Source organism: Mesorhizobium sp. WSM4806, assembly GCF_055811635.1.
Window position 1 is genome coordinate 412,226 of the sequence record NZ_JBVVQZ010000003.1, and the last position, 23,124, is coordinate 435,349.

Here is a 23,124-nt window from a genome sequence, read left to right on the forward strand (position 1 = left end):
CATCAGTTGCCCCTGCTTTCGGACGCAGTCCTGACGCGAGCGCCCTCCTGCAGGAGATGGGCGCCGAGCGAAACAATCGGATTGCTGGAGTTCAGTCCGGAGACCACAGCGGTTTCGCTGGTCACACGAACAAGCTTGACAGGCTGAAACTGTACGGTCGAGGTGGCGTTGTCCAGGACCCAAACGCCTGTCTTCTTGCCGTTATCGAGCACGGCTCCCAGCGGCACCTGGACTTCCCGCTGGCGTGCCTGGCCCGCAAGCCGAATGGTTACCGTCGCGCCAAGCGGTGCTGCCGCGGCCTCACCGTCGAGCACATAACGGGCCTCATAGGTACGGGTCTGGGCATCGGCGGAGTTCGATAATTGCCGGAGATGTGCCGTGTAACGACGCCCATCGCCGCCATACACGCTGGCCTCGGCCGCCGACCCAATCGCCGGCCGGATCGTTTCGGGAAGCGCGACCACCGCTTCGCGGGAGCCGGCCTTGGCGATCCGGGCCACTGTCTGGCCGGCGGAGATGACCTGCCCCGGCTCGCCAAGCGTTTCGACCACCGTTCCATCCGCGTCGGCCAGCAGGACCGCGTAGATCGCTTCGTTCTCGGCGACCCGTGCTTCGGCTTCGGCGGCGGCGAGTTGCGCCTCGGCCGTATCGACCGCGGCCTTCGCCTGCTCGTAGCGCTGTCGGGGGACCCATCCATCCCTAAGCAAACTGGCGTATCGCCGTTCATCCGGTTCCGTCTGAACGACTGTTGCGCGCGCTGCGGCAACGGCGTTGCGCTTCGCCGTGAGCGCGAGGCGAAGGTCGGTGTCGTCGATGCGCATCAGTGGCTGACCAGCTTTGACCTCCTGACCCACATCCACGAGCCGCTCCACGATTTTGCCGGGGACACGAAAGCCGAGATCGCTCTGCACCCTCGCCCCGACAATGCCGGTAAAGCCGCGTTCGGATCCGGTCACCGGCGCTGCCGTCACCACTCTGACGATCGGCGGTTCCTGCCTCGGGTCGCTACGGCGGAGGCTCCCTGCGTAGGAATGGCAAGTGTGGCGAATGCCGCCGCTCCTGACATCGCGATCAGCACGCCCCCCAGCACAACAGCGGGTCTCTTTTTCACGTTCGTCGCCTCTCAAGAAAGATTGCGTTTGACCTTTACATCGGCCCGACGGACGCGAACCCAGCAGCACGCAGGCTGCCGTCTGCAAGGCGGGTCGGTGCATTGGCATCGGCGCGCATGCCGGTCTCGGACGACACTGTCACCTCCTCGCCGGACCGCGAGAACGCGTAGAGCGGGCCGCGGTGGCCGGGCATCGAAAATGCCACGGAGTCGCCGTCGGCGAGGCCCATGACGACGCGCTGCGGATCGCCGCCGGTCTTCGGCGCGAAGGTGGCGGTGACCTCCAGGAGGCCGCCTTCGGCCGGGACGTAATAGACGACCATGTCGAGGTGTCCCTCGTGCAGGCTGCCGGCTTCGATCGGGCGTCCTATGGTGGCTTCCTCGGCAAACGCCGGGGCGGCAACAAACAGCGCGGCCAGAACGGAGGCGCTCAGGGTTTTGCGGATCATCTCGTATCTCCTTCGTTTTAGATTGCGTTCGAACTCTATAACTGAGTTAGATTACGAATGCAATCTAAGAAATGAAAATTTATGATGCATGTGAGTCGCATGGCGCATCGCGCAGACAGAATGGAGGGCTGCCCGATTGACGCGCTCGGTTCGGATGCCGCCGGGCAGGGCGCCGACGTGAGGCATCATTCGAGGCCGGGGATCAGGGAATATTCTGGGACGCTCGGTAGCTGGGTTGGCGAGGGCAGGGGCAAGGAGCCCAGCTGCAAGGCCATTCTCTCGACAATATTCGGCGCGGTGCTCCTCTCGCGACCGTCAACGACGAGCGGCTGTCGAAGCGGTTCCCGCAAGCGGCCGCCGAGAGCGCGCGGTGCTCGAAACAGAACCAGTGCGGCGTCTGCCTTGGCTTGGCAAAGCCCCATCCTGCATTCTTGTCGCAACCTGGATGCTCGCACCTATGGTGCTGAATGCTTGGGCGCGTGACGCTGGGCAAGGCTACCCGGCACAACATGCTCCTCAATGGCCGCCAAGACAGGTTGGTTTTATAGAGATAGATAGGAAATAGATGGCGCGAGCCTCTGAATTAAATTTTGCGATACCGCCAAATTGATAACCGCATCCGTCTTCTTCTACGTAATGTTTGCCGACGTCGTAAAAATTGAAATACAGTTTACAAGTATCGTGACTTACACATGGCGTCCCAGAAAATTCCCCGTCATTTAGGTTTGCTGTGAAGGTCGTTTCAATCGAACTTCTTACGCATTTCGCAATAGAGCCATACGCACAAGGCTCAGAGGATTCGAAAATTTTGTCGGGATATATTGTGCAAAACCTGTCGTTTTTTAACATCTCACTGCCATCTGCAGCCACGGACCGAGGCTCTCCGCCTTTTGATGAGCAATACTCTGTGATCCTTCGAATGTAACCGCCAGAGTCGCTCAAAGTGGAATGAGAGACAGTCGCGGGAAAACTCGTCCCGCTAGCCAGATGAGAGAGTGCGACAAGGATGACCCGGAACATTTGAGATATCCCTCTTCAGGCAGATAGTGCCACACATCTGGATAACAGAGCAAAATGTATAGAAGATCACGTTGCTCGAGGTTCACCCCGAGAATCCTCCTAAGCGGTTGATGATCCACAAGCCGATGAAGATCGACGGCAAGATCCATTGGCACACCAAGCGATTCCGGGCTGACACGCAGACCCGAACCTGACCATCACATCTAAGCCCAAGAGCACGGGAGCAGTTAGGATATTTGGAATAGGTGTTTCGGTCGGGTAGGCTGCCGCCCTTGACGATCAGGTCAAAAACTCATCTTTCGACCATAGACGTTCCAATCAAGTTGCCGTTGCGCCGAGCGCCTATGTCCAATGCGGATTGCACTTCCTGATCGATCTGCTCCCGCCGCGCCATGAACCAATTCTTAGCGCCTGGATAGTCAGCCGCCGATACGCTGGAGTCCGAAAAACCTAGCGTATTTTGGGACAAGGCAAGGATATCTTGCTGCCCCAATACCACGAAAAGAGCGACACGTGTTTCGGCGGAATTGGTCTCAAGCCATCTGGCGACCCCGATACCGACCATATTGTTCTGTAGGTCTTTCATGATTTCCAAGGTCGTGTCAGGCTTTCCGCGTTTCACGTAGAGTTCAGCAAATTCATTGACCAGTCCACACCGGACGACCATCTCTTCGGCTATTGCCTCCGAAAGCCCGAGAAGCCTCAGTCCGGAATAGAGATAGGAAGACGCTGAAGCATGCTTGAGGGCGTTGCGATAGGTCCCGTCAAGACCTTGCTCAGTCACGATCCGGCGGACGCTCACTTCGAACCAGCTGTAAAAAGCGAGCGGCGGCAAAGCGATCAGGAGCGCCAGCGCTAAGAGCTTCCTCATCTTACGATGCCGTCAAAACTCATCTTTCGCCTTTCTGGTAAGGGATCATCAGCGCTTTCGGATAAACGCGTGGCGCGCCAGGCTTAACGACCTCAACCCAGAGGCCTGGCTCACCTACGTGCTTGCCCGCATTCCCGACGGTCATCCAATCAACCGGATCGACGAACTGCTGCCGTGGAACCGGTCCCAGAGGCTCCCAGCTTGACGAGCTCATTCATCATTGGCTCGGCGCGAATGAATCAAGCGCGACACGCATCTGTTCCATCGACTGCGGTCCGCCATGCCCTTCGGATTCCACGATGTTCAAGCGGCTTGCCGGCCATATCCGATGGAGACGCCAGGCCGTTATTGCTGGCCCGCTAATGTCGCGGCGACCATGAACCAGAACGGCGGGAATATGTCCAATTGCGGAGACGCCGCGGAGTATCTCCTTTCCATTCTGAAGAAATCCGTCGTTCGACCAGTAGTGCGTGACAAGGGTCGCGAAAGCCAAGCCCTGTTCTTCGTCAAAGCGACGGTCAATCGGCACCCAGTTCGGATCAAGCGAGATGTGCGTCGACTCCCAATCGTTCCAGGCACGTGCTGCCCTTAGCCGATCCTCAATGTCCCCAGTGGCAAGCCGTCGCGCATAGGCCTCCACGATGCGCTCCCCATCGCGCCTAGCGGAGGCCTGCTCAAACCGTTGCCAGGCTTCGGGAAAGATGCGGCCAACCCTTTCGGTGATCCAATTGACCTCCTCCCGGCTTGTCGTCGTTCTGCGACGAGCACCAGTTCCGAGACTCTATCTGGATGCGCTTGGGCATAAGCGAGCGCAAGGGTCGTCCCCCAGGACACGCCCGACACTAGCCACGTGTCGATGCCGAGGTGTCTTCTGACCGCTTCGATGTCCCCGATGAGCGACTGTGTCGTGTTGCGGTGCAGTTCGCCGAGAGCGTCGGTGATACGGGGGCGGCTTCGGCCGCATCCGCGCTGATTGATCCCCACAATGCGATATTTTTGCGGGTCGAAGCGACGGCGATAGCTGCCCGAGCCAGGAGCGCTGCCGGGGCCGCCATGCAGATAGAGAGCGGGCTTCCCGTCGGGATTGCCCGATACTTCCCAATAAATTTCATTTCCGTCGGCGACGCTGAGAAGCCCAGTATCGAACGGATCGATCGGAGGGTTCATATTTTCGGTCATGGCGTGGTTCGATATACCAACACGAGAGATCTTCAACGGGGGCTAACTTTGCAACGGGTCCGAACCGGGCTTTTCACGATCGGTTCCTTTCGCGTCCGACGCCGAACGAAAAGAGAACATTTAGTCAAGCAGCCTGTCAGCACAGAACCTTGCACGCTATCTTGAATTGATCATCCGATTCGACGGGCGGGGAGATCCATGTGCAACGATTACGAGCAGCATATCGCCTGGGCGGAATATTGCCGGATGATGCAATCGCTGGCACTCAACATCCCCAGCCATCAGACCGAGCTTGATCTGCCGCAGGCGGATGACATCCGGATCAACGATCCCGCCCCCTGTAATGCGCTCCGCCGGCGACACTATTGAACTGGTTTCGATGACGTTCGGATTTCCGCAAACGGGACCAAAGGGCGGACCCCTATTCAACTTCCGTTCTGAGGGCCGTCAATTCGGCGGCAGCAAGCGTTGCGTTGCTCCGGCGTCTGCGTTCTTCGAATTCACGGGAACGAAGTATCCCAAAGCGAAACACAGGTTCGCGCTTAATGGCTCCCCGTTTATGGCGATCGCTGCGTTGTGGAAAGAAGGCGCCGGCAACAAGCCGCCCACGTTCACCATGACGACTGAGCCGGGGCCGGACGTGGCTCCTTACCACAACCGACAAGTCGTTGTGCTCCAGCCGGAGGACTGGGCAGCCTGGATCCACCTAACAAAGCCCGAAGCTGAACTTTTGCGACCGTTGCCGAGAGGTCGCCTGACAGGCCCGCTGACTGCGCTTCTGCTAGCCTACAATTGGTTCGGCGACAGCCTCTTCGAGGCCAGTTGCCGCCTGGGCGGCAAGACCGCGGGCCGCTGCTTGTGAATCGTAGAATTCCTCAAGCGCATAGACCTTGCCCCACCGCAGCGTGAATACGTGGAGACCACTGTTGACGTAGGAGGCGTCGCCATTGAGCAGCGTCGCGGTGCCGTCCCACTGGGCAAATACGGTGGTATGCCACGGCCAGCCCGTCACCCAGACATGGTTGACCGTGAGATGGAGATTGGGCAGGACGCGGCCGAGGCGCTCAAACCAGCGGCGCACGGCCTGCTTGTCGTGGCGCTCACCACCAAGCGCGTGGTCACCGGAAACGCGGTGATGGACATGCGGCACGAGTGCTTTCACCGCCTCATCCCAGCGATGGTTGTTGACGTGGTCGAAGCTCTGCCGGATCGATTTCTCGACGATTTGACTGTATAGCATTTGACCTCTCCTCCAAATTGGATTGCGTTCGTACTCTATATCTGTTATAGATGTCGAACGCAAGCTAATTTAAGGAGGTCTACATGCGTGTGAGTCGCATTCAGGCGGCGGAAAACCGCGAAACCGTGATCAATGTGGCAAGCCGGCTTTTTCGGGAGCGCGGCTTTGACGGCATCGGCCTCAAAGACCTGATGCAGGCTGCCGGGCTGACCCAGGGCGCGTTCTACAAGCAGTTCGCCTCCAAGGACGATTTGGCGGTGCAGGCGTCGAGGCGGGCGATGGAGAGCGCCACGCTGCGCTGGTCGGCCGCGACTGCGGCAAAATCCGAGGATCCGCTTGGCGCGGTGATCGCATTCTACCTCAGCATGGGCCATCGCGGAGAAAAGATGGACGGCTGCCCGATTGTCGCGCTCGGCTCGGATGCCGCCAGACAGGGCAGCGAGGTGAAAGCGTCGTTCGAAGCCGGGATCAAGGAGCATCTCGAAATCCTCGGCCGTTTCATTGCCGACGCCAAAGCTGAGGAGCCCGACAGAAAGGCCATGGCCATTCTCTCGACGATGGTCGGCGCGCTGATGCTGTCGCGCGTCGTCAACGATCCGGATCTCGCCCAAGCCTTCCTGGACGCGGCGACCGGCCAGGTTCGCGAAGCAGCCGGCGCTTGAACGGCGTGCGTAGGGCTGGCGACGCAGCCAACTCGATAGGAAAGCAGATGCGACGGATTGTTGTTACGGGCATGGGAGCGGTCACGCCCCTTGCTGCCGATGTCGAAGCGTCGTGGTCGCGGCTGCTGGCCGGTCGCTCGGGCATCCGCAGGCTTCCGGACGATGTGGTGGCAGACCTCCCGGCCAAGATCGGCGGGGTGGTTCCCTCGCTGGAAGACGATCCGGAGGCTGGTTTCGATCCGGATGCCGTGCTGGCGCCAAAAGACCAGCGCAAGGTAGATCGGTTCATCATCTTCGGGCTCGCCGCTGCACAAGAGGCCCTGGCGCAAGCAGGGTGGGCGCCTGTCTCGGAAGCCGATCGCCTGCGCACGGCCACCATCATCGCGTCCGGCATCGGCGGCTTCCCCGCCATCACCGAGGCGGTGCGCACGGTCGACCAGCGCGGCGTCCGCCGCCTGTCGCCGTTTACGGTGCCGTCCTTCCTGGTGAACCTCGCGGCGGGCCACATCTCGATCCGCCATGGCTTCAAGGGGCCGCTCGGCGCGCCGGTGACGGCGTGCGCGGCCGGCATCCAGGCGATCGGCGATGCGGCTCGCCTCATCCGCGCCAACGAGGCCGATATCGCCGTGTGCGGCGGAACGGAAGCCTGCATGAACATCGTCAGTCTCGGTGGTTTTGCTGCCGCACGCTCTCTTTCAACCGGCTTCAACTGGGCGCCGGCTCAGGCGTCACGGCCGTTCGACGTGTCGCGGGACGGCTTCGTCATGGGCGAAGGAGCCGGCGTGCTGGTCATCGAGGAACTGAGCCACGCGCTGGCGCGCGGCGCGAAACCGCTCGCCGAGCTCGTCGGCTACGGCACGACGGCGGATGCTCATCACGTCACCTCCGGTCCCGAGGATGGCGACGGGGCGCGCCGAGCCATGCAGGTCGCGCTGGCCCAGGCCGGCATTTCGCCGCGTGAGGTTCGCCACCTCAATGCGCACGCGACCTCGACGCCGGTCGGTGATCTCGGGGAAATGGCGGCGATCAAAACACTCTTCGGCGCAGATTCCACCATCGCCGTCAGCGCAACCAAATCGGCGACCGGACATTTGCTTGGAGCCGCCGGCGGGCTTGGAGCCATCTTCGCAATCCTGGCGCTCAGGGATCAGGTGGCGCCGCCAACCCTCAATCTGGGCGCGCCGGATCCAGCCGGCGACGGCATCGACTTCGTCGCAAACCAGGCCCGGCCGATGACAATGGACTACGCGATCTCAAACGGCTTCGGCTTTGGCGGCGTCAACGCCAGCGCGCTGTTCCGGCGCTGGACGGACGAACTCGCCGGTGCGAACGCCAGAGGCGTTCATAACTGATGCCTCCGACCTTTCGTGCTTCTCCCACGCCAATCCAAAATCAATCCAACCCAAAGAAAGAAATGATTTCCATGAACAAGACCAATCCTGGCGTCGCCCTGGTGACGGGGGCGTCCTCCGGCATCGGGCGCGCGACGGCCATAGCGTTGCAAAGCGCCGGTTTCCGCGTGTTCGGCACCAGCCGTCGCGCAGCCGCCAAAAACTCTGACGGCCTGACCATGCTGGTCTGTGACGTGACCGATGACGCGTCGGTGGCGAAACTGGTCGATGACGTGCTGGCCGAGACCGGGCGCATCGACCTGCTCGTCAACAATGCCGGCATGGGTCTGTTTGGTGGCGCGGAAGAGTCGTCAATGGTCCAGGCTCAGGCACTGTTCGATGTGAACGTCTTCGGCGTGCTCCGCGTGACCAACGCGATCCTGCCGATAATGCGCCGTCAAGGCAAGGGTAGAATCGTCAATCTGAGTTCGGTGCAGGGGTTCATCCCAGCTCCCTATTTCGCGCTTTATGCGTCGACCAAACATGCCATCGAAGGCTATTCCGAATCGCTCGACCATGAACTGCGCCCGTTCGGGATTCGCGTTGCATTGGTCGAACCCGCTTATACCCGCACGTCCTTTGAAGATAATCTCGCCAGGCCGGACCAGTTGCTGGATATCTATGACGCTGCGCGCGCTGGCATGAACGCAGTCGTGCGGAAAGCAATGGAAAAAGGCGATTCGCCCGAATTGGTCGCCAAGACCGTTTTGGCGGCTGCGACCGATCCCGTTCCGAAGAGGCGCTATGCTGCGGGAAAAATGGCGCGCCAGGTCAGTCTCCTGCGCCGTTTCGTCCCCGCATCCGCATTTGACAAGAGCCTGCGCAAGCAGAACGGGCTGCCGGTCTGACGACATCGAAGACACTCCGTGAAAATCGGAATCATCGGCCCTGGAAACGTCGGCGCCGCATTGGCGCAGCGCAACCTGAAGCAATTGCCTAGAACGCCCGGCGGTTGTTGGTGTTAGATAAGCGATATGTTATATTGCAGTGCGAAAGATTGGGGGCCACGTCCTTTCACACCCGTAAGCGATCTGTATGTGCGACCCCTGCAGTCTTGTCGGTATCTCGGAAACCTCCCGGGCATGGGGTTCGGGAATTCGATGGGGGTAATGGGGCAATGCTTTACACGCTGGTTATGATGGTCTGCCTGACGGATGTGCCGCAGACCTGTGAACAACGCGAGCAGATGGTGGACGGCCTGGCGATGAACCCAGGGACCGCCTTCATGCAGGCGCAGCCGCTGGTAGCCCAGTGGATCGAGACGCATCCCGGTTATTTCGTGCAGCGCTGGCGCGTGCTGCCCGGCCGGGGAACGTGAGATCCGCTGCGGAGATAGAGGTTCTACTTCTTTGCGGCGAGAGTTTCCGAGACGGCCTTGGACAATTGATAAAGCCGCTGCTCGATGATCGTCGGCACTTCACAGACGTAAGTCAGTGATTGGACGCGTTCATTGAAAATTCGCGTTGCGAATTTCAGCTGTTCGGTGCGCCGTTCGATGTCGTCGGGATTCGCATCCGGCTTTGCCCGCAACGCATCGACGTCGGACGCTGCCTTGCGCAAGGCGGCGGCCATTTCGAGCTGCTTGTGGGCGTACCGGGAAATGCCTGAGATCACCTGCGAACGCTCGGCGTCCATGTGATCGAACATGCCTTGCACCAGCATTGCCATCTTCGGCGCAAGCTGCTCGGCCGGCAGCGAGGCGGCGAAATCCTTGATTTTCTTCTGGGCTTCGGCAAGCGGCATCCGCCGGGCCGCCACCTCCTCGACCAGGGTGGAGACGGCAGGGTCCTTCGAAAAATCCTTCGCCGCTGGCGGAAGCTCCGGCCCGTTCCAGATCTGGCCGAGCGAGAGTTGCGGCACCTTGCGCTGTATGCAGGGCCAGTCCGGATCGGTATTCGCTGCCCTGGCGTTCATGCTCGGCGTCAGCATGGCAACCACAGCCAGGCTGCGAACAAGGCTCATTCGTGCCATCAGCCATTTCCTCCGGTGTCATGTTTGCGGGTCACCAGGCCGCGCGAAGGGTCGTAGGCGATGATGGCGGCGGCAAGGAACAGAACAGTGCAGGCGGCAACGACGCCCAGCGACAGCCACTCGATCTGGCCGTAGAAGGCGAAGCGGATCAGTTCGACCGCATAGGTGAACGGATTGGCGAGGCAGATCTTGTGGAGCAGCGGGCTCGCCTCCTGGATGCGCCACAACGGATAGAGCGCCGGCGAGGCGAAATAGCCGGGAAAGATGACGAAGTTCATGATGCCGGCGAAATTTTCGAGCTGCTTGATCATCGACGACAAAAGCATGCCGAGCGCGCAAAGCATCATGCCCGACAGGAACAGCGCCGGCAGCACCATGAGATAGCCGATCGGCGGCGCCTTGACGCCCCAGAACCAGGCAACGATCAGGAACGCATAGACCTGCGCGATCGATACGGAGACGCCGGCGAGCATCTTCGACACCAGCAGGAACCAGCGCGGGAAGGGGCTGACCAAAAGGGTGCGCATGTTGCCCATCTCGCGGTCATAAACCATCGACAGCGAAGACTGCATGCCTGAGAACAGCAGGATCATGCCGCACAGCCCCGGCGTGATGTAGACCTCGTAGAGCACGTAGGTCTTGTAGGGCGGGATGATCGACACGCCGAGCACCTGCCGGAATCCGGCGGCAAAGATGAACAGCCAGATGAGCGGCCGAACCAGCGAGGATATGAAGCGCTCGCGCTGGTGCAGGAAGCGCAGGCACTCCCGCAGGACGACGCCCTTGAGGCAAATGAGATAGTGGCGCAGGCCGAATTTTTCGAACTTCGCCGGGATGATGCCGGCGACTTTTTCAGGCATTGAAGGAGCGCTCATGGCGATTTCTCCGCGGTGCCGGCCGTCTCGATGCGGCTGAGCCTGGAAAAGGCGTCGCGGATCGAGCCGGCGCCGCTCGTCCTGACGACATCGGCCACCTTGCCCTTTGCGACCAGTTCGCCCTGCCGCAGCACGACGACATGGTCGCCGTCGTCAACCTCGTCGATCAGATGCGTTGCCCACAGCACGCCGATCCCCTCGGTTTCGACGAGCTTGCGGATAGTGGCGAGAATGCCGGCGCGCGACTGGATGTCGAGACCGACCGTCGCCTCATCGAGCAGCAGCAGCGACGGGCGGTGGAGCAGCGCCCTGGCGATCTCGATGCGCCGCATCTGGCCGCCGGAAAGGCTGCGTGCCTTGTCATGCTGCCGACCCGGCATGTCGACGATATCGAGCAGCGCGGCAATGCGCTCCCGGGACTCGCGTCCGCCGATGCCATGCAGCGCGGCGTGGTAGGAGAGGTTCTGGTGAACGCTGAGATCGAGGTCGAGCGTGCGCGCCTGGAACACGATGCCGACACGCCTGAGCGCCTCGCCGGAGGCGCGGCTGACGTCATGGCCGAAGATGCGGATCGACCCGCGGCGCGTGTCGTAAAGGTGGCTGATCAGCGAGAACAGCGTTGTCTTTCCTGCGCCGTTGAGACCGAGAAGCACGGTGAACGTCGCCGGCGCGATCGAGAACGAGACGTCGCTGAGCGCCCGCTTCGAACCATAGGAATGGCTGACAGCGGCGACGTCGAGCGCCGCCACCTGATCTCCCGGTCCGTTTGTCCTCACATGCTGCACGCCGGTCGGCTCCCTTGTCGTCGACAATAGTCTGGCCCAAGTCTAGCCCACGGGGCGCGATCGCGCAGGTCCTGCTTTTCAAACCTTACTTGATCGTGATCGTGCCCTTCATGCCCTTGTCGGCGAGGTCGGGCACCGACCATGTGTAGATGCCGGGCCTCACGGTGGTGAACTGTACCTGGATGGTGCCGTCGGCGTCGAATTCGAGCCATGCGGGTGCGCCGTTCATGTGCACCTCGAGGTCGTTGATGACGATCTGGTTGTTCCACACATTGCGGAACAGGTCGGTGTGGAATTTGTACTCCAGCCCGCCGGCCGCGGTGATCTTCCAGCGATAGCCCTGGCCGGCGATCAGCTCAAAATCCTTCTGGTTGGCGGTGAACTGGTCTTCCTTGCTGCCGAGGATAAGTTCCGGCACGTCCTTGCTGGCCCGGGTCGCCTTCTCGGCTTTCGGACTGGCCTCCGTGCTGGCCGCTCCGGCGGCGGCGTCATCGTCATCGCCGTCCTGCGCCGAGACCTGGCCCTGGGTGAGCGCCATGCCCACCAGCGCGGCGAAAGCGACTGCCCGAAATTTCCGCATGATTTCCTGCCCTTCTGCTGTTTTTCTGTCGGCTTGATTCACTTGGTTTATTCAACGGTTCATTTGGCGGAATTCAATTGGGCGAGACGACGACGCCCCACGGCAGCGCGCCGACGGTCACCGACTGCACCGGCTCGTCGGTCGCCACGTCAATGAAGGTGATGTCGTTCGACACGCCGTTGGTCGAGATGATGGTCTTCTGGTCCGGGGTGAAAGCAAGCTGCCAGACGCGTTGGCCGACCAGCACATATTTCTCGACCTCGTATGTCTGCGTGTTGACCACCGCGACGCGGTTGGCCGGTCCGAGCGCCACATAGGCTTTCTTGCCGTCGGCGGTGATGCGCACACCGACCGGCTGGATGGATTCGGGCCTCAGGCCGGCAACCTCGAAGGTGATCTTCTGGACGACTTCGCGCGTTTGATTGTCGATCACCGAAACCGTGCCACCGATCTCGGCGCTCACCCAGGCCTGCTTGCCGTCGGGCGTGAACTCGACGAAGCGCGGACGCGTGTCAACCAGCACGTTGTCGGTGATCTCGTGCGTCGACGTGTCGATGAAATGCGCCATGTTCGTCGTTTCCGACGTGTTGACCATGGTCTTTCCGTCCGGGCTGACACCCATCCCCTCCGGTTCGACGCCGACCGGGATTTCCGCCAGCACCTTCTTGCCCTCGATGTCGATGACGGTGACGAGATTGTCGTCCTCATTGGCGACATAGAGCGTCTTGCCGTCAGGCGACAGCACGAACAGCTCCGGGTCGGGCCCGGAAGGCAAGGTGTCGACGATCTCCAGCGACGCCGTGTCGATGACCTCGATCGAATCATCGTCGCTGGCGCAGAGATAAATGTGCTTGCCGTCGTGCGAGATGGTGATGCCGCGCGGACGCTGCCCGACATTGACGGTCTTCACCACCTGCATCGTCGCGGTGTCGACCACGGTCATCGTGTTGTCTTTCTCGTTGGAGACATAGGCCATGTAGGCCGACGCCGGACCGGCCATGAAGCAGGTCGCAACTATGGCGAGTGCGCAAGCTCGTCTCTGCACTGAAATTCCTCCCGAACTTTTCTACTTAAGCACGCATTTTGTTTCCGGCTCATCGACCCCGAGCGTATCGAGCTCCGACAGCTGGTGCAAAAATCCCTCCTGCGGCGATGTCGAGACGACCGACCTGGTGTCGCCGAGGAAGATCGGCTGCCGCAACTGCTGGTTCCATTTGCGGAAGGTCAGTTTCTGCCCTTTGAAGGCGGCGATCGAAAAATCGTCGGAGCGGATGAAATCGGCCATCTTGCGCGGGTCGGCGCCCTGCGTGCGGGTCGCCGCCTCGCCGAGGATGCGCACCGCGGTCCACGCCGCCATGTCCTTCGACACCATGCGGCGGCCGTTTGCCTTGGCGAAGCGGTTCTGGATCTGGGTGCCGCCCCATTGCTCGCTGGCCGGATGCCAGGCCAAGGGGGTGAGGCCGGCGGTGCCGGCGACCGGCCGCGCCATCCAGGTGCGGAACGGAACGTAGGTGCCGAACACCTCGCTTTCGTCGGCGACCAGCAGCACATCGTGCTCCGGCAGGTCCTGGGTGAAGACAGGCATCTGCCGCTGGATCTGGACGACGCCGGAATCGGTCCGCCGCGCCGTGCCGGTATCCTCGAACAGTTTTTCGCCGACGATCTCGCCGCCGAAGCGCGTCGCCGCCCGGCGCAGCGCCTCGGCAAAAAGCTGGTCGCGCTCGTGCGAGCCGTAGATCAGCACCCAGCGCCGCCATTGCTTCCAGATGAGATACTGCGCCAGCCCGTCGGCCAGCATGCTGCGCGTCGGGATGGTGTGGAAGATGCTGGCGCGGCATTCCTCCTCGCGAAGACTGTCGTCGGTGGCGCCAGCGTTGAAGATCAAAACGCCGTTGTCGCGGGCAAAATCGGCGATCGACAGCAACTGCCTGGCCGAGAGGTCTGCGACCACATAGCGGTTGCCTTTGGCGATCATCTCCTGGAAGGCCGGGACGACATCGGAATCCGGCTTCACCTCGGTCACGTCGAGGCTGAATTTCTGGCCGAGGAAGCTGCCGGTCGTGTTGTTGTCGGCAATCGCCACATTGCCGCCGGCGACACCTTCATCGCGCGGCGGGACGTCGAGCACCGACAAGGCCAGCTGCGGCGCATAGGCGCGCAAATAGCCTATCTTGATCTCGATTACTTTTTTTTCCGGCTTGGCCGTTGCGGTCGGCTGCTTGCCCGTCGCTTCCTGGGCGAGCGCGCCCGGAACGTTGACGGTCAGGGAAAAAAAGCACAAAAAGGCCGCCAGAGTGCCCGGCACCGCGCTCGTCATCGATAAAATTACCCGTTCTTGCGCTAAAGTCCGATTGTTGTCGGAGCGGCGCGAAGTCAAGGTGCCCGTGATGAGCTTAGCTGACCCGCAAATTTTATCAAACCCTGAAAGTGGACTTCTCACGTCTGCTTTAGTGCCATGCCTGCTCGCCCGAACGGCGACCGAGCGGATTTCGGTATTCGGGCCCAAAAGCGTCCTTTTCCTCATGCCGGAGAAAGTCCGTCAATGACCAGAATGCTGGCCAGCGTCACCGGCGTCGACGAGGCGGAGATCGCGCTTTCAGGCGGTGCCGACATCGTCGATCTGAAGGATCCGAAGGCGGGAGCGCTGGGCGCGGTGTCCACGCAGATCATCCGCCGGACGATTTCGCTGATCGCCGGCCGGGCGCCGTTCAGTGCGGTCTGCGGCGACCTGCCGATGGAACCCGAGACCATCCGCGCCAGGGCTGAAGAGATCGCCGCAACCGGCGTCGATTACGTCAAGGTAGGTTTTTTTCCGTCGGCAAATGTCGCGGCTTGTGCGGCAGCGCTCGCGCCGCTCGCCGCGCGAACGAAACTGATCGCGGTGCTTTTCGCCGACCTGGCGCCGGATTTCGAGCTTCTGCCGATGCTTGCCAAACATCGCTTCCATGGCGCCATGGTCGACACTGCCAACAAGGCCAACGGGCGGCTGCTCGACCATCTGCCGCCCGAGCGTATCCCGGGATTCATCGATCGAGCGAAATCGCTCGGCCTCATGGTTGGGCTGAGCGGATCGCTGGAAGCCCCTGATATTCCACGCCTGCTGCCCTTCGCTCCCGATTTTCTCGGCTTTCGCGGGGCGCTGTGCGGCGATTCCGGCCGCGTGGGTTCGATCAGCGCCGAGGCAATTGCGCAGATCCGCGAACTGATCCCGGAAACATCCCGGGCCGGCGGCGCGTCGAGCATCGACTACCGCCTCCTGGCGGCGAGGGGCTATTCGCCGGGCACCGACCCGGCACTGGGCACCGACAAGATCTTCGTGCGGGACTTTGTCCTGCCGGTCCAGATCGGCGCCTACAGTTTTGAGCACGGCCATACTCAAAAAGTGCGTTTCGACGTGACCGCCGACGTACTGCAGGTCACCGACCATCCCGAAGACATGCGCCATGTGTTCTCCTACGACATCATCATGGACGGCATTCGCACCATTGTTGCGCGGGGCCACGTCCAGCTTAGCGAGGCCCTGGCCGAGCAGGTGGCGACCTACATCCTGGAGAACCCGCGTGTCGTGCGGGTCACGGTAAGGGTGGAAAAACTCGAACTCGGCCCAGGCGGCGTCGGCGTCGAGATCGAACGCAAGCGCCAATCGGCAGGCCGCGGCGTTGCCTCCGGCCCTGCCGGCCGAAAAGACCCAGGCGCTGTTTCCCGGCCGCGACAGGAAAGGCCCGACGCCGTCAGGCGAGCCGTCGTCAAGCCGTCCGTCGTCAAGCTTGGCGGCAGCACCGTCCATGCGGCGGAACTGGAAAGCTGGATCGCGGCGCTGGCGGGTTCCAAGCTGCCGATCGTCATCGTGCCCGGCGGCGGCCTGTTCGCCGACCAGGTGCGCGAGACGCAGATTTACATGGATTTTTCCGACACCGCCGCCCACGCCATGGCGATCCTCGCCATGGAGCAGTTCGCCCAGGTCATCCTCGACCGTGACGAAAGGCTGGCGCCGGCACGGTCGCTGGAAGAAATGGGGCGGGCGCTGGACGCGGGGAAGATCCCGGTGTGGCTGCCGTCGTCATTGGCGCTGCCGGCGCCGGACATTCCGGCGTCCTGGGATGTTACCTCCGATTCCCTTGCCGCCTGGCTTGCCGGCAAGCTCGGCGCGAACGCGCTGCTCTTGATCAAGCAGACCGGCGCCTTCTCCGGCAGCGACACGATCGACAGCCTGGCGGTCAGAGGCATCGTCGACGCCGGCTTCGCCGCCATGCTGCCCGACGGTGTCGATGTCCACCTCGCCGGCCCGAAAGATGCCGCCGAGGCCGGGGCGCTGCTCGCGGCGGGTAATCTGCCCGGCATTGCGATCGCGGCTTCGATCCGGTCGGCAAGCAAAGCAGGGTAGGCGATGGCGACGCTGCATACGCCGCGCTGGGCATGGGTTTTGACTGGTTCCGGTCATTTTTTTACGGAGAGTTTTGCACTCATCCACCAGATCGAGCATTGCGATGTCTTTGTGTCGAAAGCCGCCAACGAAGTGCTGCGCATGTACAAGCTCAAGCTCGATTTCCCGGAGACGACGCGCGTGCTGCACGACAAGACGGCGAGCGCGATCCCGGTCGGCGAATTCTATCACGGCGTCTATCATACGGTGGTGGTGGCGCCGGCCAGCTCCAACACGGTCGCCAAATGCGTGCACGGCATTTCTGACACGCTCGCCACCAACGTCTTTGCCCAGGCCGGAAAATGCCGGGTGCCGGCCATCGTCTTTGCCTGCGACACCGCGCCGGAACTCGAAACCAAGGCGCCGCATGGGCTGGTCAAGGTCTATCCGCGCAGCATCGACCTGGAGAATACCAACCAGCTGAAGAGTTTTGAGCGAACCCAGGTGGTCGAGTCGCTTGCCGATCTCGAAGCCTCGGTCAGGCGGCGCCACGCCGAACTCGCAAGCCATGGCTGAGCGGCTGGTCTTTCTTACCGGCCATCTGGCCAAGGTCCGGCTGGAAAGGCTGCTGGCCGGACTGGGCGAAACCGAATTTGCCTGGGAGATCATCGACATCGGCGTCAAGGTCGCGGCGCTGATGAGCGAAGACATCATCAAGCGGCGACTCAGCCTGGCAGGCGGCACCGACCGCGTCATCCTGCCCGGCCGCTATCGCGGCGACATCGAGCATCTGTCGAACCATTTCGGCGTGCCCTTCGTCCGCGGGCCCGACGAGATCGCCGATCTGCCGGCCTTTCTCGGCCGGGCGGGCGAGCCGCCTGACCTTTCGCGTCACGACATGCGCATCTTCGCCGAAATCGTCGATGCGCCGATGCTGTCGGTCGAGGCGCTGGTGGCGAGAGCACGGACGCTGGCCGCGGCCGGCGCCGATATCATCGATCTCGGCTGCCTGCCGGAAACACCGTTTCCGTTGCTGGACGAGGCGGTGCGCGAGCTGAAGGCACAGGGATTTCTGGTCAGCGTCGATTCCGCCAGCACCGACGAACTGTCGATCGGCGCAGGCGCCGGTGCGGACTACCTTCTCAGCCTCGATGAGAACACGCTGCCGCTGGCCTTCGACCACAAGGCCGTGCCAGTGCTGATCCCGGCCACGCCCGGTGACCTGGATTCGCTTGGCCGGGCCATCGAAGCGGCAAAGAAGGCCGGCGTCGGCTTCCTCGCCGATCCGGTGCTTGATCCGATCCATTTCGGCTTTGCCGCCTCGCTTGGGCGTTTCATCGAGGCGCGACGCCGCTGGCCTGAGGTCGAGCTGCTGATGGGGACAGGCAATCTCACCGAATTGACCGACGCCGACAGTTCCGGCGTCACCGCGGTTCTGGCCGGGCTCTGCTCGGAACTTCAGATCCGAAACGTGCTTGCCGTGCATGTCAGCCCGCATACGCTGCGAACGATCGAGGAGCACGACATTGCCCGCCGCATCCTGTTTGCCGCCAAGAGTGACGGTGCGCTGCCGCGGAGTTATCATCCAGGGCTGCTGCAGGTTCACGATCGCAAGCCGTTCACCGCCTCGACCGAGGATATCGCAGCCCTCGCGGCCGAGGTGCGTGACACCAACTTCCGCATCATGACCGCGGAGGACGGCATCCATGTTTTCAACGGCAAGGGGCACGCGGTTGCCACGGATGCGTTCGAACTCTTTGCCGGGCTTGGCGTTGAGGCGGATGGAGCACACGCGTTCTATCTCGGCGCCGAACTGATGAAGGCCGAGATCGCGTGGCGCCTCGGCAAGCGCTATGTGCAGGACGAGCCGCTCGCATGGGGCGTTGCCGCGCCGGCTCCCGAAACCGACCGCAGCCGCCTTGCCGAAGCGGGCCACACGCTTCGCGCGAAGAAAGATCGCTGAACCATGCCATTCATTCGCGAATCGATCATCACCACCGTCAGCAAAGCCGGGGGCGTCCACATCGCGCCGATCGGCATTATCGCCGAGAAGGACGGCTGGGTCATCGCCCCGTTCCGGCCGTCGATCACGCTCGACAATCTCGCCGAAGTGCCGTTCGCCATCGCCAATTACACCGATGACGTCCGCATCTTTGCCGGCTGCCTGACTGGCCGCAAGCATTGGCCGACCGTTGCCGTCGACGGGTGTCCGGTGCCGCGTCTCGCAGCGGCGCTCGCGCATTCGGTCCTCGAAGTCGAAACTGTCGACGACGATGCCATGCGGCCTCGCCATTTCTGCCGCGTGGTGCGGGAGGAAACGCATGCGCCGTTCACCGGCTTCAACCGCGCCAAGGCGGCGGTGCTGGAACTGGCCATCCTGGTCAGCCGGCTCGGCATGCTGCCGGGCGACAAGATCGAGGCGGAAATCGCCTACCTTTCGATTGCCATCGAAAAGACCGCGGGCGAGGGCGAAAAAGAAGCCTGGGGCTGGCTGATACAGCGGGTCGGCGATCACCTTGCGGCCGAGGATGCCAGCGGCGAGGATGCGCGGGGCTGAACCGGATATGCTGAACCTGGGTAAGCGTCCGGGCCGACGTGGTTTAGCGTGGTACACGGTGGCGCTGATCTCAAACGGCGGTGTTCGACCCTTTGCGGTCATTGAGCCCGGTATGGACGATGACCGGAATGGGGCCCGGATTATAAGAAGCGGCCCTTCAGCCCCCCGCGGGTACCGACGCGATCTGACCTCAATCCGACCATTCCCGCCGCACGATGCCGCCCGAAAGCCGACATTCAAAGGATCCAGCGGCCAAGCGCAGGTTGCCGGAACCGACTCATGAGTGCGCGCGCCGTTTATCCAATCATGTGAGCCACTGGCATGCCCCCAACGCCGGGCTTGGCCATCAATTCGCAATGAGGTCAGAGATCGAGGCAAACGGTGCCTAGCGGCCGGCTGCAGCAAGCCAGCACATAACCAGCCGCCTTCTCTTCAAGGCTGAGTCCTCCAAGGTCGTCGATCACGACGTCACCTGAGAGCTTGACCGTCCGACAGGTTCCGCAAATGCCCTGCTGGCATGCGGTAGGGATGTAGAGGCCGCTATTGCGCGCCGCATCGAGCAGAGTCTCTCCAGGCGCACACAGGTGCTCCACGCCAGACCGGGCGAAACGGACACAAGTCGGGCCAGCGGCAGCCGATTGAGGAGCCATCGAATTGCCCACGGCGCCGCCGAAACTTTCCTCGTGATACTGGGAGGGTGCGATGCCGATCTCCGCGACACAGGCCCGAACCGTCTGCATAAACGGCTCGGGGCCGCAAACGTAAGACGTGCGCTGGTGAAGGTCCGGAGCCAGCCGCAAGAGCATGGGGCCGTCGATGCGACCGAAAAGGCCCTGCCACGCCGAACCTTCCTGGCTGCAGATGAAGCTTACATCGACATTGGAGAATCGCGCGGCGAGCGCCTCCAACTCGGAGCGGAAGGCGATGTCGTCCGCCGTCCGAGCGCAGTGAATGAAACGGATGTCATGGCCAGATGCCCGGTCGGTTAGCGCCCGCAGCATCGACATAACGGGAGTGATGCCGCTGCCGCCCGAAAGGAAAAGCGGCTTCTCGGATGGTAGATCGTCGAAGTTGAAACGTCCGACCGGCCCTTCGATTTCAATGTTGTGGCCCGGCCGGAGATTGTCGTGAAGCCAGTTGGAAACAAGCCCGCCCTTCACCCGCTTCACCGTGATCTGCAGGTCGAGCGGTCGAGTCGGCGGCGACGACACCGAGTACGGTCTCGTTACCCGGGTGCCGTCGATTGTCAGGTTCAGGACTAAATACTGGCCTGCACTAAAGCTGAACATGTGGCCAGAAGCAGCTGAAAAGACGAATGTCTTAACGTCGTGTATCTCATCGATGACGCGCCGGCAGCGCACGAACTGTCTTGAGCTCTCCGCCCATTGCCGTTGACGCAGCGCTGGAGCGAAATCGGTGGCCGAAAAGGGAGCGTGCGCGTTCATGATTGGACTCTCCTTGACCCGACCAGAATGGCAGCCGGGATACTTTCAAAAAAGCGGCAGATGTCGGCTTTACAATCGGATATTTCGATCTAGCTTTCCATGGACATAACGGCCAGATGGAGCGCGCGAATCCCTCTACGGATGATCGGCTCGTGCTTGCGGCGCGCCAAAATAGCGGTGTGAACCGGCTGCTGAAGCGCGGGCGCGCCCTCGACCACAAAAGACGGCCGCTCGGCGGTATACCGCCGAGCATCGTCACTGCGCATATAGCAAGTGCCACCCATGCGCCGCAGCATCGCTTCGGCGAGGGTTTCCGAGCCCATCGAAAGACGGCCTATCGCCAATTGCGGCAGCGCCTCGGCGTGGGTTTTTTCAAGCGCGACCGTGTAGCCCGGCCGGATGTACATATCCGCGTTGACCTCCGACAGGATCCTGGCCGTCGTAGACACCATCACATATTCTTCAACCATGAGAGGATCGTAGGAGATTTCAGGGAGGTATCGGGGCGCGTAAACCACAGCAATATCGAGGTTTCCCAAGCTCAAGTCGGAAATCATCTGCGGCGAGTAGTCGGACTCTACGTGAATTGACGATTTCGGCAGCACCTGGAACAGAGTTTCCACCCAACCCGGCAATATCGATCGCGTCATCCCGACCTGCGCAGCGACGCGCAAGGTGCCCTCGAACCGGTTGAATGCCCGAACGTCATGGCGGGCCTGAGACCATGTCGACAGCATCGCGCGCGCATAGGCTTCGAAACGTCGCCCCGCCGCGGTCGGTTCGGCGCCGGCGCGTCCCCTCAGGAAGAGCTCCGAACCGATGGCCTGCTCTAGGTTCCTGATGCGGGTACTGACCGTCGACTGCGTAACCCCAAGACGATCGGCCGTACGGTTGAAATTTCGCGACTCCATAATGTCGAGAAAGGTCTCAATGTGATCCAGCTGCATGTGGCCTCGCGATCGAAAAATCCGATCGTATTACCTCAGATCACAAGCTTGATCAAATAATTCCCAAGGCGGAAGCTGCGGTTGAAGAAGCCGGCTGGGTTAGCCGGCCTGCCGCGCCAGGGGAGTTGGTTAGGGTGTTCATAGTCGATTGCGATTGTCACAATTACTGGTCGAGCGCTACGGTGCTCGAGCCATATCTTTCCGGCGTCTGGAAAGACATGTTCACAGAAGGCGAAAAAACTGGTCCGAGAGGCGCCTTCCCCCACGGTCACCGTCCGTGGTTTCACCCGCAGGATTTCTCCCGGAAGGACGTCAGGCCCGAGACGGAGGCCGACAACTATCTCGTCATGAAAGAAAAGCACCTCGACAAATACAATGTCGGAGCCGCTATCCTCACCGGCGACGAGCCGATCGAAGCCTCCACGCTGGCCAATCCCTATTACGCAAGTGCACTGGTCAGCGCCTATAACGACTACCAAATCGCCGAATGGCTTCCCAAAGACAGTCGTTTTATGGGCTCCATCATCATCGCGCCGCAGGATCCGAAGCTCGCAGCAGCCGAGATCCGCCGCCTCGGCAACCATCCGCGTATGGTGCAGGTTCTGGCCTCCCAGGGCTCGGTCAAACCCTACGGTGATCCGTTCTACCATCCCATTTTCGAGGCTTGCGCCGAAGTCGGGCTGCCATTCGCGATCCACCTGGGCGGCCATGGCGGCATCAACTGGAACGCGGTGGCACCGGCTCCCACGACCTTCTTCTGGGAGACGCACGCTATTCTTCACATGTCGGCCTTGTCGCATGTGGCAAGCATGATCGCGCATGGCGTTTTCGAAAAATGGCCGGACCTGTATTTCGTGATCATCGAGTGCGGTGTGGCCTGGGTTCCATCGGTATTATGGCGTCTGGACGCAGATTACAAAGCGCTGCGCAAGGAAACGCCGTGGCTGAAGATGCTGCCCTCGGAGTATTGCCGGCGCAATATCCGCTTTTCCACGCAGCCGCTGGAGCAGCCCGCGAACATACAGCATCTCTGGTCCACTCTCGAAGCGATGGACGGCGAGAACACGCTGATGTTTGCCTCCGACTACCCGCATTGGGATTATGACGATGCCAACACGCTGCACATCCCGCCTGCCTGGAGGAGCAAGATCATGGGGTTGAATGCGCTCGAGGTCTATAAACGCATTCCCCGCACGCAAGCGGCTAATGCCGCCTGACGGGAGCAGACAATGGCTGAGAAAACATACATTTGCCGGGTCGACGAAATCGAGACCGGAACTCCCTACATCGCTAAAATCCGCAGCCTTTCAGTCGGGGTTTTCCGCATCGGAGATTCATTCCATGCCTTGCTGAACGTTTGTCCGCACCGAGGCGCTCCGCTTTGCGAGGGACCGCAATGCGGAACCACGGCGCCGGTCGACCAAGCGCAGTTCATCTATCACCGCGAGAACGAGATCGTGCGCTGCGCCTGGCACGGTTGGGAATTCGACATAAAAACCGGTGCGGCCCTGGTCGATCCGGGCGTACGTGCCCGAACATTCCCGGTCACGGTGGAAGCTGGTGAAATCTATGTAACGGCGTAAGATTTGTGTCGAAAACGCTGAAAATCGAAAGGAGGCAAATCGGCTGAATCCGCCAGATCTGCTCGATAATGCCAACAACAAGAATGCGGGAAATC

At 61.5% G+C, this 23,124-nt stretch carries 23 protein-coding genes and 3 pseudogenes; 12 read left to right on the forward strand and 14 right to left on the reverse strand.

Annotated elements, in window-relative coordinates; all coding sequences use genetic code 11:
* Nucleotides 1–2 precede the first annotated feature (2 nt).
* The 3 genes and pseudogenes from AC0L2M_RS07415 to AC0L2M_RS07425 all read right to left on the reverse strand — a co-directional run bounded on the left by AC0L2M_RS07415 (nt 3) and on the right by AC0L2M_RS07425 (nt 3,451).
* Nucleotides 3–1,066 (reverse strand): annotated as a pseudogene (locus tag AC0L2M_RS07415) (efflux RND transporter periplasmic adaptor subunit).
* Nucleotides 1,067–1,146: 80 nt separating this feature from the next.
* Nucleotides 1,147–1,560: a hypothetical protein gene (locus tag AC0L2M_RS07420; protein WP_473534471.1), complete on the reverse strand. Its 414-nt coding sequence runs from the start codon at nt 1,558–1,560 to the stop codon at nt 1,147–1,149.
* A 1,312-nt stretch (nt 1,561–2,872) separates the two neighbouring features.
* Nucleotides 2,873–3,451: a hypothetical protein gene (locus tag AC0L2M_RS07425; RefSeq protein WP_473534472.1), complete on the reverse strand. Its 579-nt coding sequence runs from the start codon at nt 3,449–3,451 to the stop codon at nt 2,873–2,875.
* Nucleotides 3,452–3,527: 76 nt separating this feature from the next.
* Between AC0L2M_RS07425 and AC0L2M_RS07430 the strand changes: the two are divergent.
* Nucleotides 3,528–3,656: pseudogene (locus tag AC0L2M_RS07430) on the forward strand (transposase domain-containing protein); the annotation flags it as partial.
* 12 nt (nt 3,657–3,668) lie between these two features.
* Here AC0L2M_RS07430 and AC0L2M_RS07435 read toward each other — a convergent pair.
* Together AC0L2M_RS07435 and AC0L2M_RS07440 are read right to left on the reverse strand one after the other, a co-directional pair.
* Nucleotides 3,669–4,091, reverse strand: coding sequence for an alpha/beta hydrolase family protein (locus tag AC0L2M_RS07435; RefSeq protein WP_473534473.1), 423 nt, complete (start codon nt 4,089–4,091; stop codon nt 3,669–3,671).
* Nucleotides 4,040–4,630, reverse strand: a complete 591-nt coding sequence (locus AC0L2M_RS07440; RefSeq protein ID WP_473534474.1) for an alpha/beta fold hydrolase — start codon at nt 4,628–4,630, stop codon at nt 4,040–4,042. The genes AC0L2M_RS07435 and AC0L2M_RS07440 overlap by 52 nt, the downstream gene beginning before the upstream one ends.
* Before the next feature lie 198 nt (nt 4,631–4,828).
* Between AC0L2M_RS07440 and AC0L2M_RS07445 the strand changes: the two are divergent.
* A pseudogene (locus tag AC0L2M_RS07445) lies at nt 4,829–5,492 on the forward strand (SOS response-associated peptidase family protein).
* On the opposite strand, the gene AC0L2M_RS07450 reads toward AC0L2M_RS07445, so the two are convergent.
* The gene (locus AC0L2M_RS07450) at nt 5,412–5,870 is read right to left on the reverse strand and encodes a nuclear transport factor 2 family protein (RefSeq protein ID WP_023797705.1); all 459 of its coding nucleotides are present in this window, start codon (nt 5,868–5,870) and stop codon (nt 5,412–5,414) included. The pseudogene AC0L2M_RS07445 and the gene AC0L2M_RS07450 sit on opposite strands and share 81 nt — an antisense overlap.
* A gap of 83 nt (nt 5,871–5,953) precedes the next feature.
* Between AC0L2M_RS07450 and AC0L2M_RS07455 the strand changes: the two genes are divergently transcribed.
* From AC0L2M_RS07455 to AC0L2M_RS07470, 4 genes are all read left to right on the forward strand, one after another.
* Entirely contained in the window at nt 5,954–6,532 is a 579-nt protein-coding gene (locus AC0L2M_RS07455; RefSeq protein WP_023797706.1) for a TetR/AcrR family transcriptional regulator, read from the forward strand.
* A 47-nt stretch (nt 6,533–6,579) separates the two neighbouring features.
* Nucleotides 6,580–7,884, forward strand: coding sequence for a beta-ketoacyl-ACP synthase II (gene fabF, locus AC0L2M_RS07460; RefSeq protein ID WP_473534475.1), 1,305 nt, complete (start codon nt 6,580–6,582; stop codon nt 7,882–7,884).
* 71 nt (nt 7,885–7,955) lie between these two features.
* Nucleotides 7,956–8,771, forward strand: coding sequence for an oxidoreductase (locus tag AC0L2M_RS07465; RefSeq protein ID WP_128166436.1), 816 nt, complete (start codon nt 7,956–7,958; stop codon nt 8,769–8,771).
* A 269-nt stretch (nt 8,772–9,040) separates the two neighbouring features.
* Complete coding sequence (locus AC0L2M_RS07470) at nt 9,041–9,241, forward strand: hypothetical protein (protein WP_023797709.1); 201 nt, start codon at nt 9,041–9,043, stop codon at nt 9,239–9,241.
* Between the two features lie 23 nt (nt 9,242–9,264).
* Here the strand turns inward: AC0L2M_RS07470 and AC0L2M_RS07475 are convergent, their stop codons facing one another.
* The 6 genes from AC0L2M_RS07475 to AC0L2M_RS07500 all read right to left on the reverse strand — a co-directional run bounded on the left by AC0L2M_RS07475 (nt 9,265) and on the right by AC0L2M_RS07500 (nt 14,451).
* Nucleotides 9,265–9,894, reverse strand: coding sequence for a hypothetical protein (locus AC0L2M_RS07475; protein ID WP_473534476.1), 630 nt, complete (start codon nt 9,892–9,894; stop codon nt 9,265–9,267).
* The gene (locus tag AC0L2M_RS07480; protein WP_473534477.1) at nt 9,894–10,769 is read right to left on the reverse strand and encodes an ABC transporter permease; all 876 of its coding nucleotides are present in this window, start codon (nt 10,767–10,769) and stop codon (nt 9,894–9,896) included. The genes AC0L2M_RS07475 and AC0L2M_RS07480 overlap by 1 nt, the downstream gene beginning before the upstream one ends.
* A complete protein-coding gene (locus tag AC0L2M_RS07485; protein WP_473534478.1) occupies nt 10,766–11,554 on the reverse strand; it encodes an ATP-binding cassette domain-containing protein in 789 nt (262 codons plus the stop codon). The genes AC0L2M_RS07480 and AC0L2M_RS07485 overlap by 4 nt, the downstream gene beginning before the upstream one ends.
* Nucleotides 11,555–11,639: 85 nt before the next feature.
* Nucleotides 11,640–12,134 (reverse strand): cupredoxin domain-containing protein, encoded by a 495-nt coding sequence (locus tag AC0L2M_RS07490; protein ID WP_091596883.1) that lies wholly within the window; start codon nt 12,132–12,134, stop codon nt 11,640–11,642.
* A gap of 73 nt (nt 12,135–12,207) precedes the next feature.
* A complete protein-coding gene (locus tag AC0L2M_RS07495; protein WP_051407716.1) occupies nt 12,208–13,134 on the reverse strand; it encodes a YVTN family beta-propeller repeat protein in 927 nt (308 codons plus the stop codon).
* A gap of 66 nt (nt 13,135–13,200) precedes the next feature.
* Entirely contained in the window at nt 13,201–14,451 is a 1,251-nt protein-coding gene (locus tag AC0L2M_RS07500) for an ABC transporter substrate-binding protein (protein ID WP_473534479.1), read from the reverse strand.
* Nucleotides 14,452–14,676: 225 nt separating this feature from the next.
* Between AC0L2M_RS07500 and AC0L2M_RS07505 the strand changes: the two genes are divergently transcribed.
* From AC0L2M_RS07505 to AC0L2M_RS07520, 4 genes are read left to right on the forward strand one after another with little or no spacing between them, the layout of a single operon-like run.
* A complete protein-coding gene (locus AC0L2M_RS07505) occupies nt 14,677–16,518 on the forward strand; it encodes a (5-formylfuran-3-yl)methyl phosphate synthase (RefSeq protein WP_473534480.1) in 1,842 nt (613 codons plus the stop codon).
* Between the two features lie 3 nt (nt 16,519–16,521).
* Nucleotides 16,522–17,073, forward strand: a complete 552-nt coding sequence (locus tag AC0L2M_RS07510) for a flavoprotein (protein WP_473477642.1) — start codon at nt 16,522–16,524, stop codon at nt 17,071–17,073.
* Nucleotides 17,066–18,460, forward strand: coding sequence for a DUF6513 domain-containing protein (locus tag AC0L2M_RS07515; RefSeq protein WP_473534481.1), 1,395 nt, complete (start codon nt 17,066–17,068; stop codon nt 18,458–18,460). Before AC0L2M_RS07510 ends, AC0L2M_RS07515 begins: the two co-directional genes overlap by 8 nt.
* A gap of 3 nt (nt 18,461–18,463) precedes the next feature.
* Nucleotides 18,464–19,054 (forward strand): DUF447 domain-containing protein, encoded by a 591-nt coding sequence (locus AC0L2M_RS07520; RefSeq protein WP_287225701.1) that lies wholly within the window; start codon nt 18,464–18,466, stop codon nt 19,052–19,054.
* Nucleotides 19,055–19,416: 362 nt separating this feature from the next.
* Here AC0L2M_RS07520 and AC0L2M_RS07525 read toward each other — a convergent pair whose 3' ends face one another.
* Both AC0L2M_RS07525 and AC0L2M_RS07530 read right to left on the reverse strand, forming a co-directional pair.
* On the reverse strand, nt 19,417–20,499 hold the full coding sequence (locus AC0L2M_RS07525; RefSeq protein ID WP_473534482.1) for an FAD-binding oxidoreductase: 1,083 nt from the start codon (nt 20,497–20,499) through the stop codon (nt 19,417–19,419).
* An 89-nt stretch (nt 20,500–20,588) separates the two neighbouring features.
* Entirely contained in the window at nt 20,589–21,446 is an 858-nt protein-coding gene (locus tag AC0L2M_RS07530; RefSeq protein WP_473534483.1) for a LysR family transcriptional regulator, read from the reverse strand.
* Nucleotides 21,447–21,580: 134 nt separating this feature from the next.
* Here AC0L2M_RS07530 and AC0L2M_RS07535 point away from each other — a divergent pair, with 134 nt between their 5' ends.
* Both AC0L2M_RS07535 and AC0L2M_RS07540 read left to right on the forward strand, forming a co-directional pair.
* The gene (locus tag AC0L2M_RS07535) at nt 21,581–22,663 is read left to right on the forward strand and encodes an amidohydrolase family protein (RefSeq protein ID WP_031254382.1); all 1,083 of its coding nucleotides are present in this window, start codon (nt 21,581–21,583) and stop codon (nt 22,661–22,663) included.
* A 12-nt stretch (nt 22,664–22,675) separates the two neighbouring features.
* Nucleotides 22,676–23,029: a Rieske (2Fe-2S) protein gene (locus AC0L2M_RS07540; RefSeq protein ID WP_023797723.1), complete on the forward strand. Its 354-nt coding sequence runs from the start codon at nt 22,676–22,678 to the stop codon at nt 23,027–23,029.
* The last annotated feature ends 95 nt before the right edge of the window (nt 23,030–23,124 follow it).

Excerpts from the sequence above, each read along its gene's own strand:
- AC0L2M_RS07420 (WP_473534471.1), bottom strand. The coding sequence starts at position 1,560 with ATGATCCGCAAAACCCTGAGCGCCTCCGTTCTGGCCGCGCTGTTTGTT.
- AC0L2M_RS07425 (WP_473534472.1), bottom strand. The coding sequence starts at position 3,451 with ATGAGGAAGCTCTTAGCGCTGGCGCTCCTGATCGCTTTGCCGCCGCTC.
- AC0L2M_RS07440 (WP_473534474.1), bottom strand. The coding sequence starts at position 4,630 with ATGACCGAAAATATGAACCCTCCGATCGATCCGTTCGATACTGGGCTT.
- AC0L2M_RS07450 (WP_023797705.1), bottom strand. The coding sequence starts at position 5,870 with ATGCTATACAGTCAAATCGTCGAGAAATCGATCCGGCAGAGCTTCGAC.
- AC0L2M_RS07455 (WP_023797706.1), top strand. The coding sequence starts at position 5,954 with ATGCGTGTGAGTCGCATTCAGGCGGCGGAAAACCGCGAAACCGTGATC.
- fabF (WP_473534475.1), top strand. The coding sequence starts at position 6,580 with ATGCGACGGATTGTTGTTACGGGCATGGGAGCGGTCACGCCCCTTGCT.
- AC0L2M_RS07465 (WP_128166436.1), top strand. The coding sequence starts at position 7,956 with ATGAACAAGACCAATCCTGGCGTCGCCCTGGTGACGGGGGCGTCCTCC.
- AC0L2M_RS07470 (WP_023797709.1), top strand. The coding sequence starts at position 9,041 with ATGCTTTACACGCTGGTTATGATGGTCTGCCTGACGGATGTGCCGCAG.
- AC0L2M_RS07475 (WP_473534476.1), bottom strand. The coding sequence starts at position 9,894 with ATGGCACGAATGAGCCTTGTTCGCAGCCTGGCTGTGGTTGCCATGCTG.
- AC0L2M_RS07480 (WP_473534477.1), bottom strand. The coding sequence starts at position 10,769 with ATGAGCGCTCCTTCAATGCCTGAAAAAGTCGCCGGCATCATCCCGGCG.
- AC0L2M_RS07490 (WP_091596883.1), bottom strand. The coding sequence starts at position 12,134 with ATGCGGAAATTTCGGGCAGTCGCTTTCGCCGCGCTGGTGGGCATGGCG.
- AC0L2M_RS07495 (WP_051407716.1), bottom strand. The coding sequence starts at position 13,134 with ATGGCCGGTCCGGCGTCGGCCTACATGGCCTATGTCTCCAACGAGAAA.
- AC0L2M_RS07500 (WP_473534479.1), bottom strand. The coding sequence starts at position 14,451 with ATGACGAGCGCGGTGCCGGGCACTCTGGCGGCCTTTTTGTGCTTTTTT.
- AC0L2M_RS07505 (WP_473534480.1), top strand. The coding sequence starts at position 14,677 with ATGACCAGAATGCTGGCCAGCGTCACCGGCGTCGACGAGGCGGAGATC.
- AC0L2M_RS07510 (WP_473477642.1), top strand. The coding sequence starts at position 16,522 with ATGGCGACGCTGCATACGCCGCGCTGGGCATGGGTTTTGACTGGTTCC.
- AC0L2M_RS07515 (WP_473534481.1), top strand. The coding sequence starts at position 17,066 with ATGGCTGAGCGGCTGGTCTTTCTTACCGGCCATCTGGCCAAGGTCCGG.
- AC0L2M_RS07520 (WP_287225701.1), top strand. The coding sequence starts at position 18,464 with ATGCCATTCATTCGCGAATCGATCATCACCACCGTCAGCAAAGCCGGG.
- AC0L2M_RS07525 (WP_473534482.1), bottom strand. The coding sequence starts at position 20,499 with ATGAACGCGCACGCTCCCTTTTCGGCCACCGATTTCGCTCCAGCGCTG.
- AC0L2M_RS07530 (WP_473534483.1), bottom strand. The coding sequence starts at position 21,446 with ATGCAGCTGGATCACATTGAGACCTTTCTCGACATTATGGAGTCGCGA.
- AC0L2M_RS07540 (WP_023797723.1), top strand. The coding sequence starts at position 22,676 with ATGGCTGAGAAAACATACATTTGCCGGGTCGACGAAATCGAGACCGGA.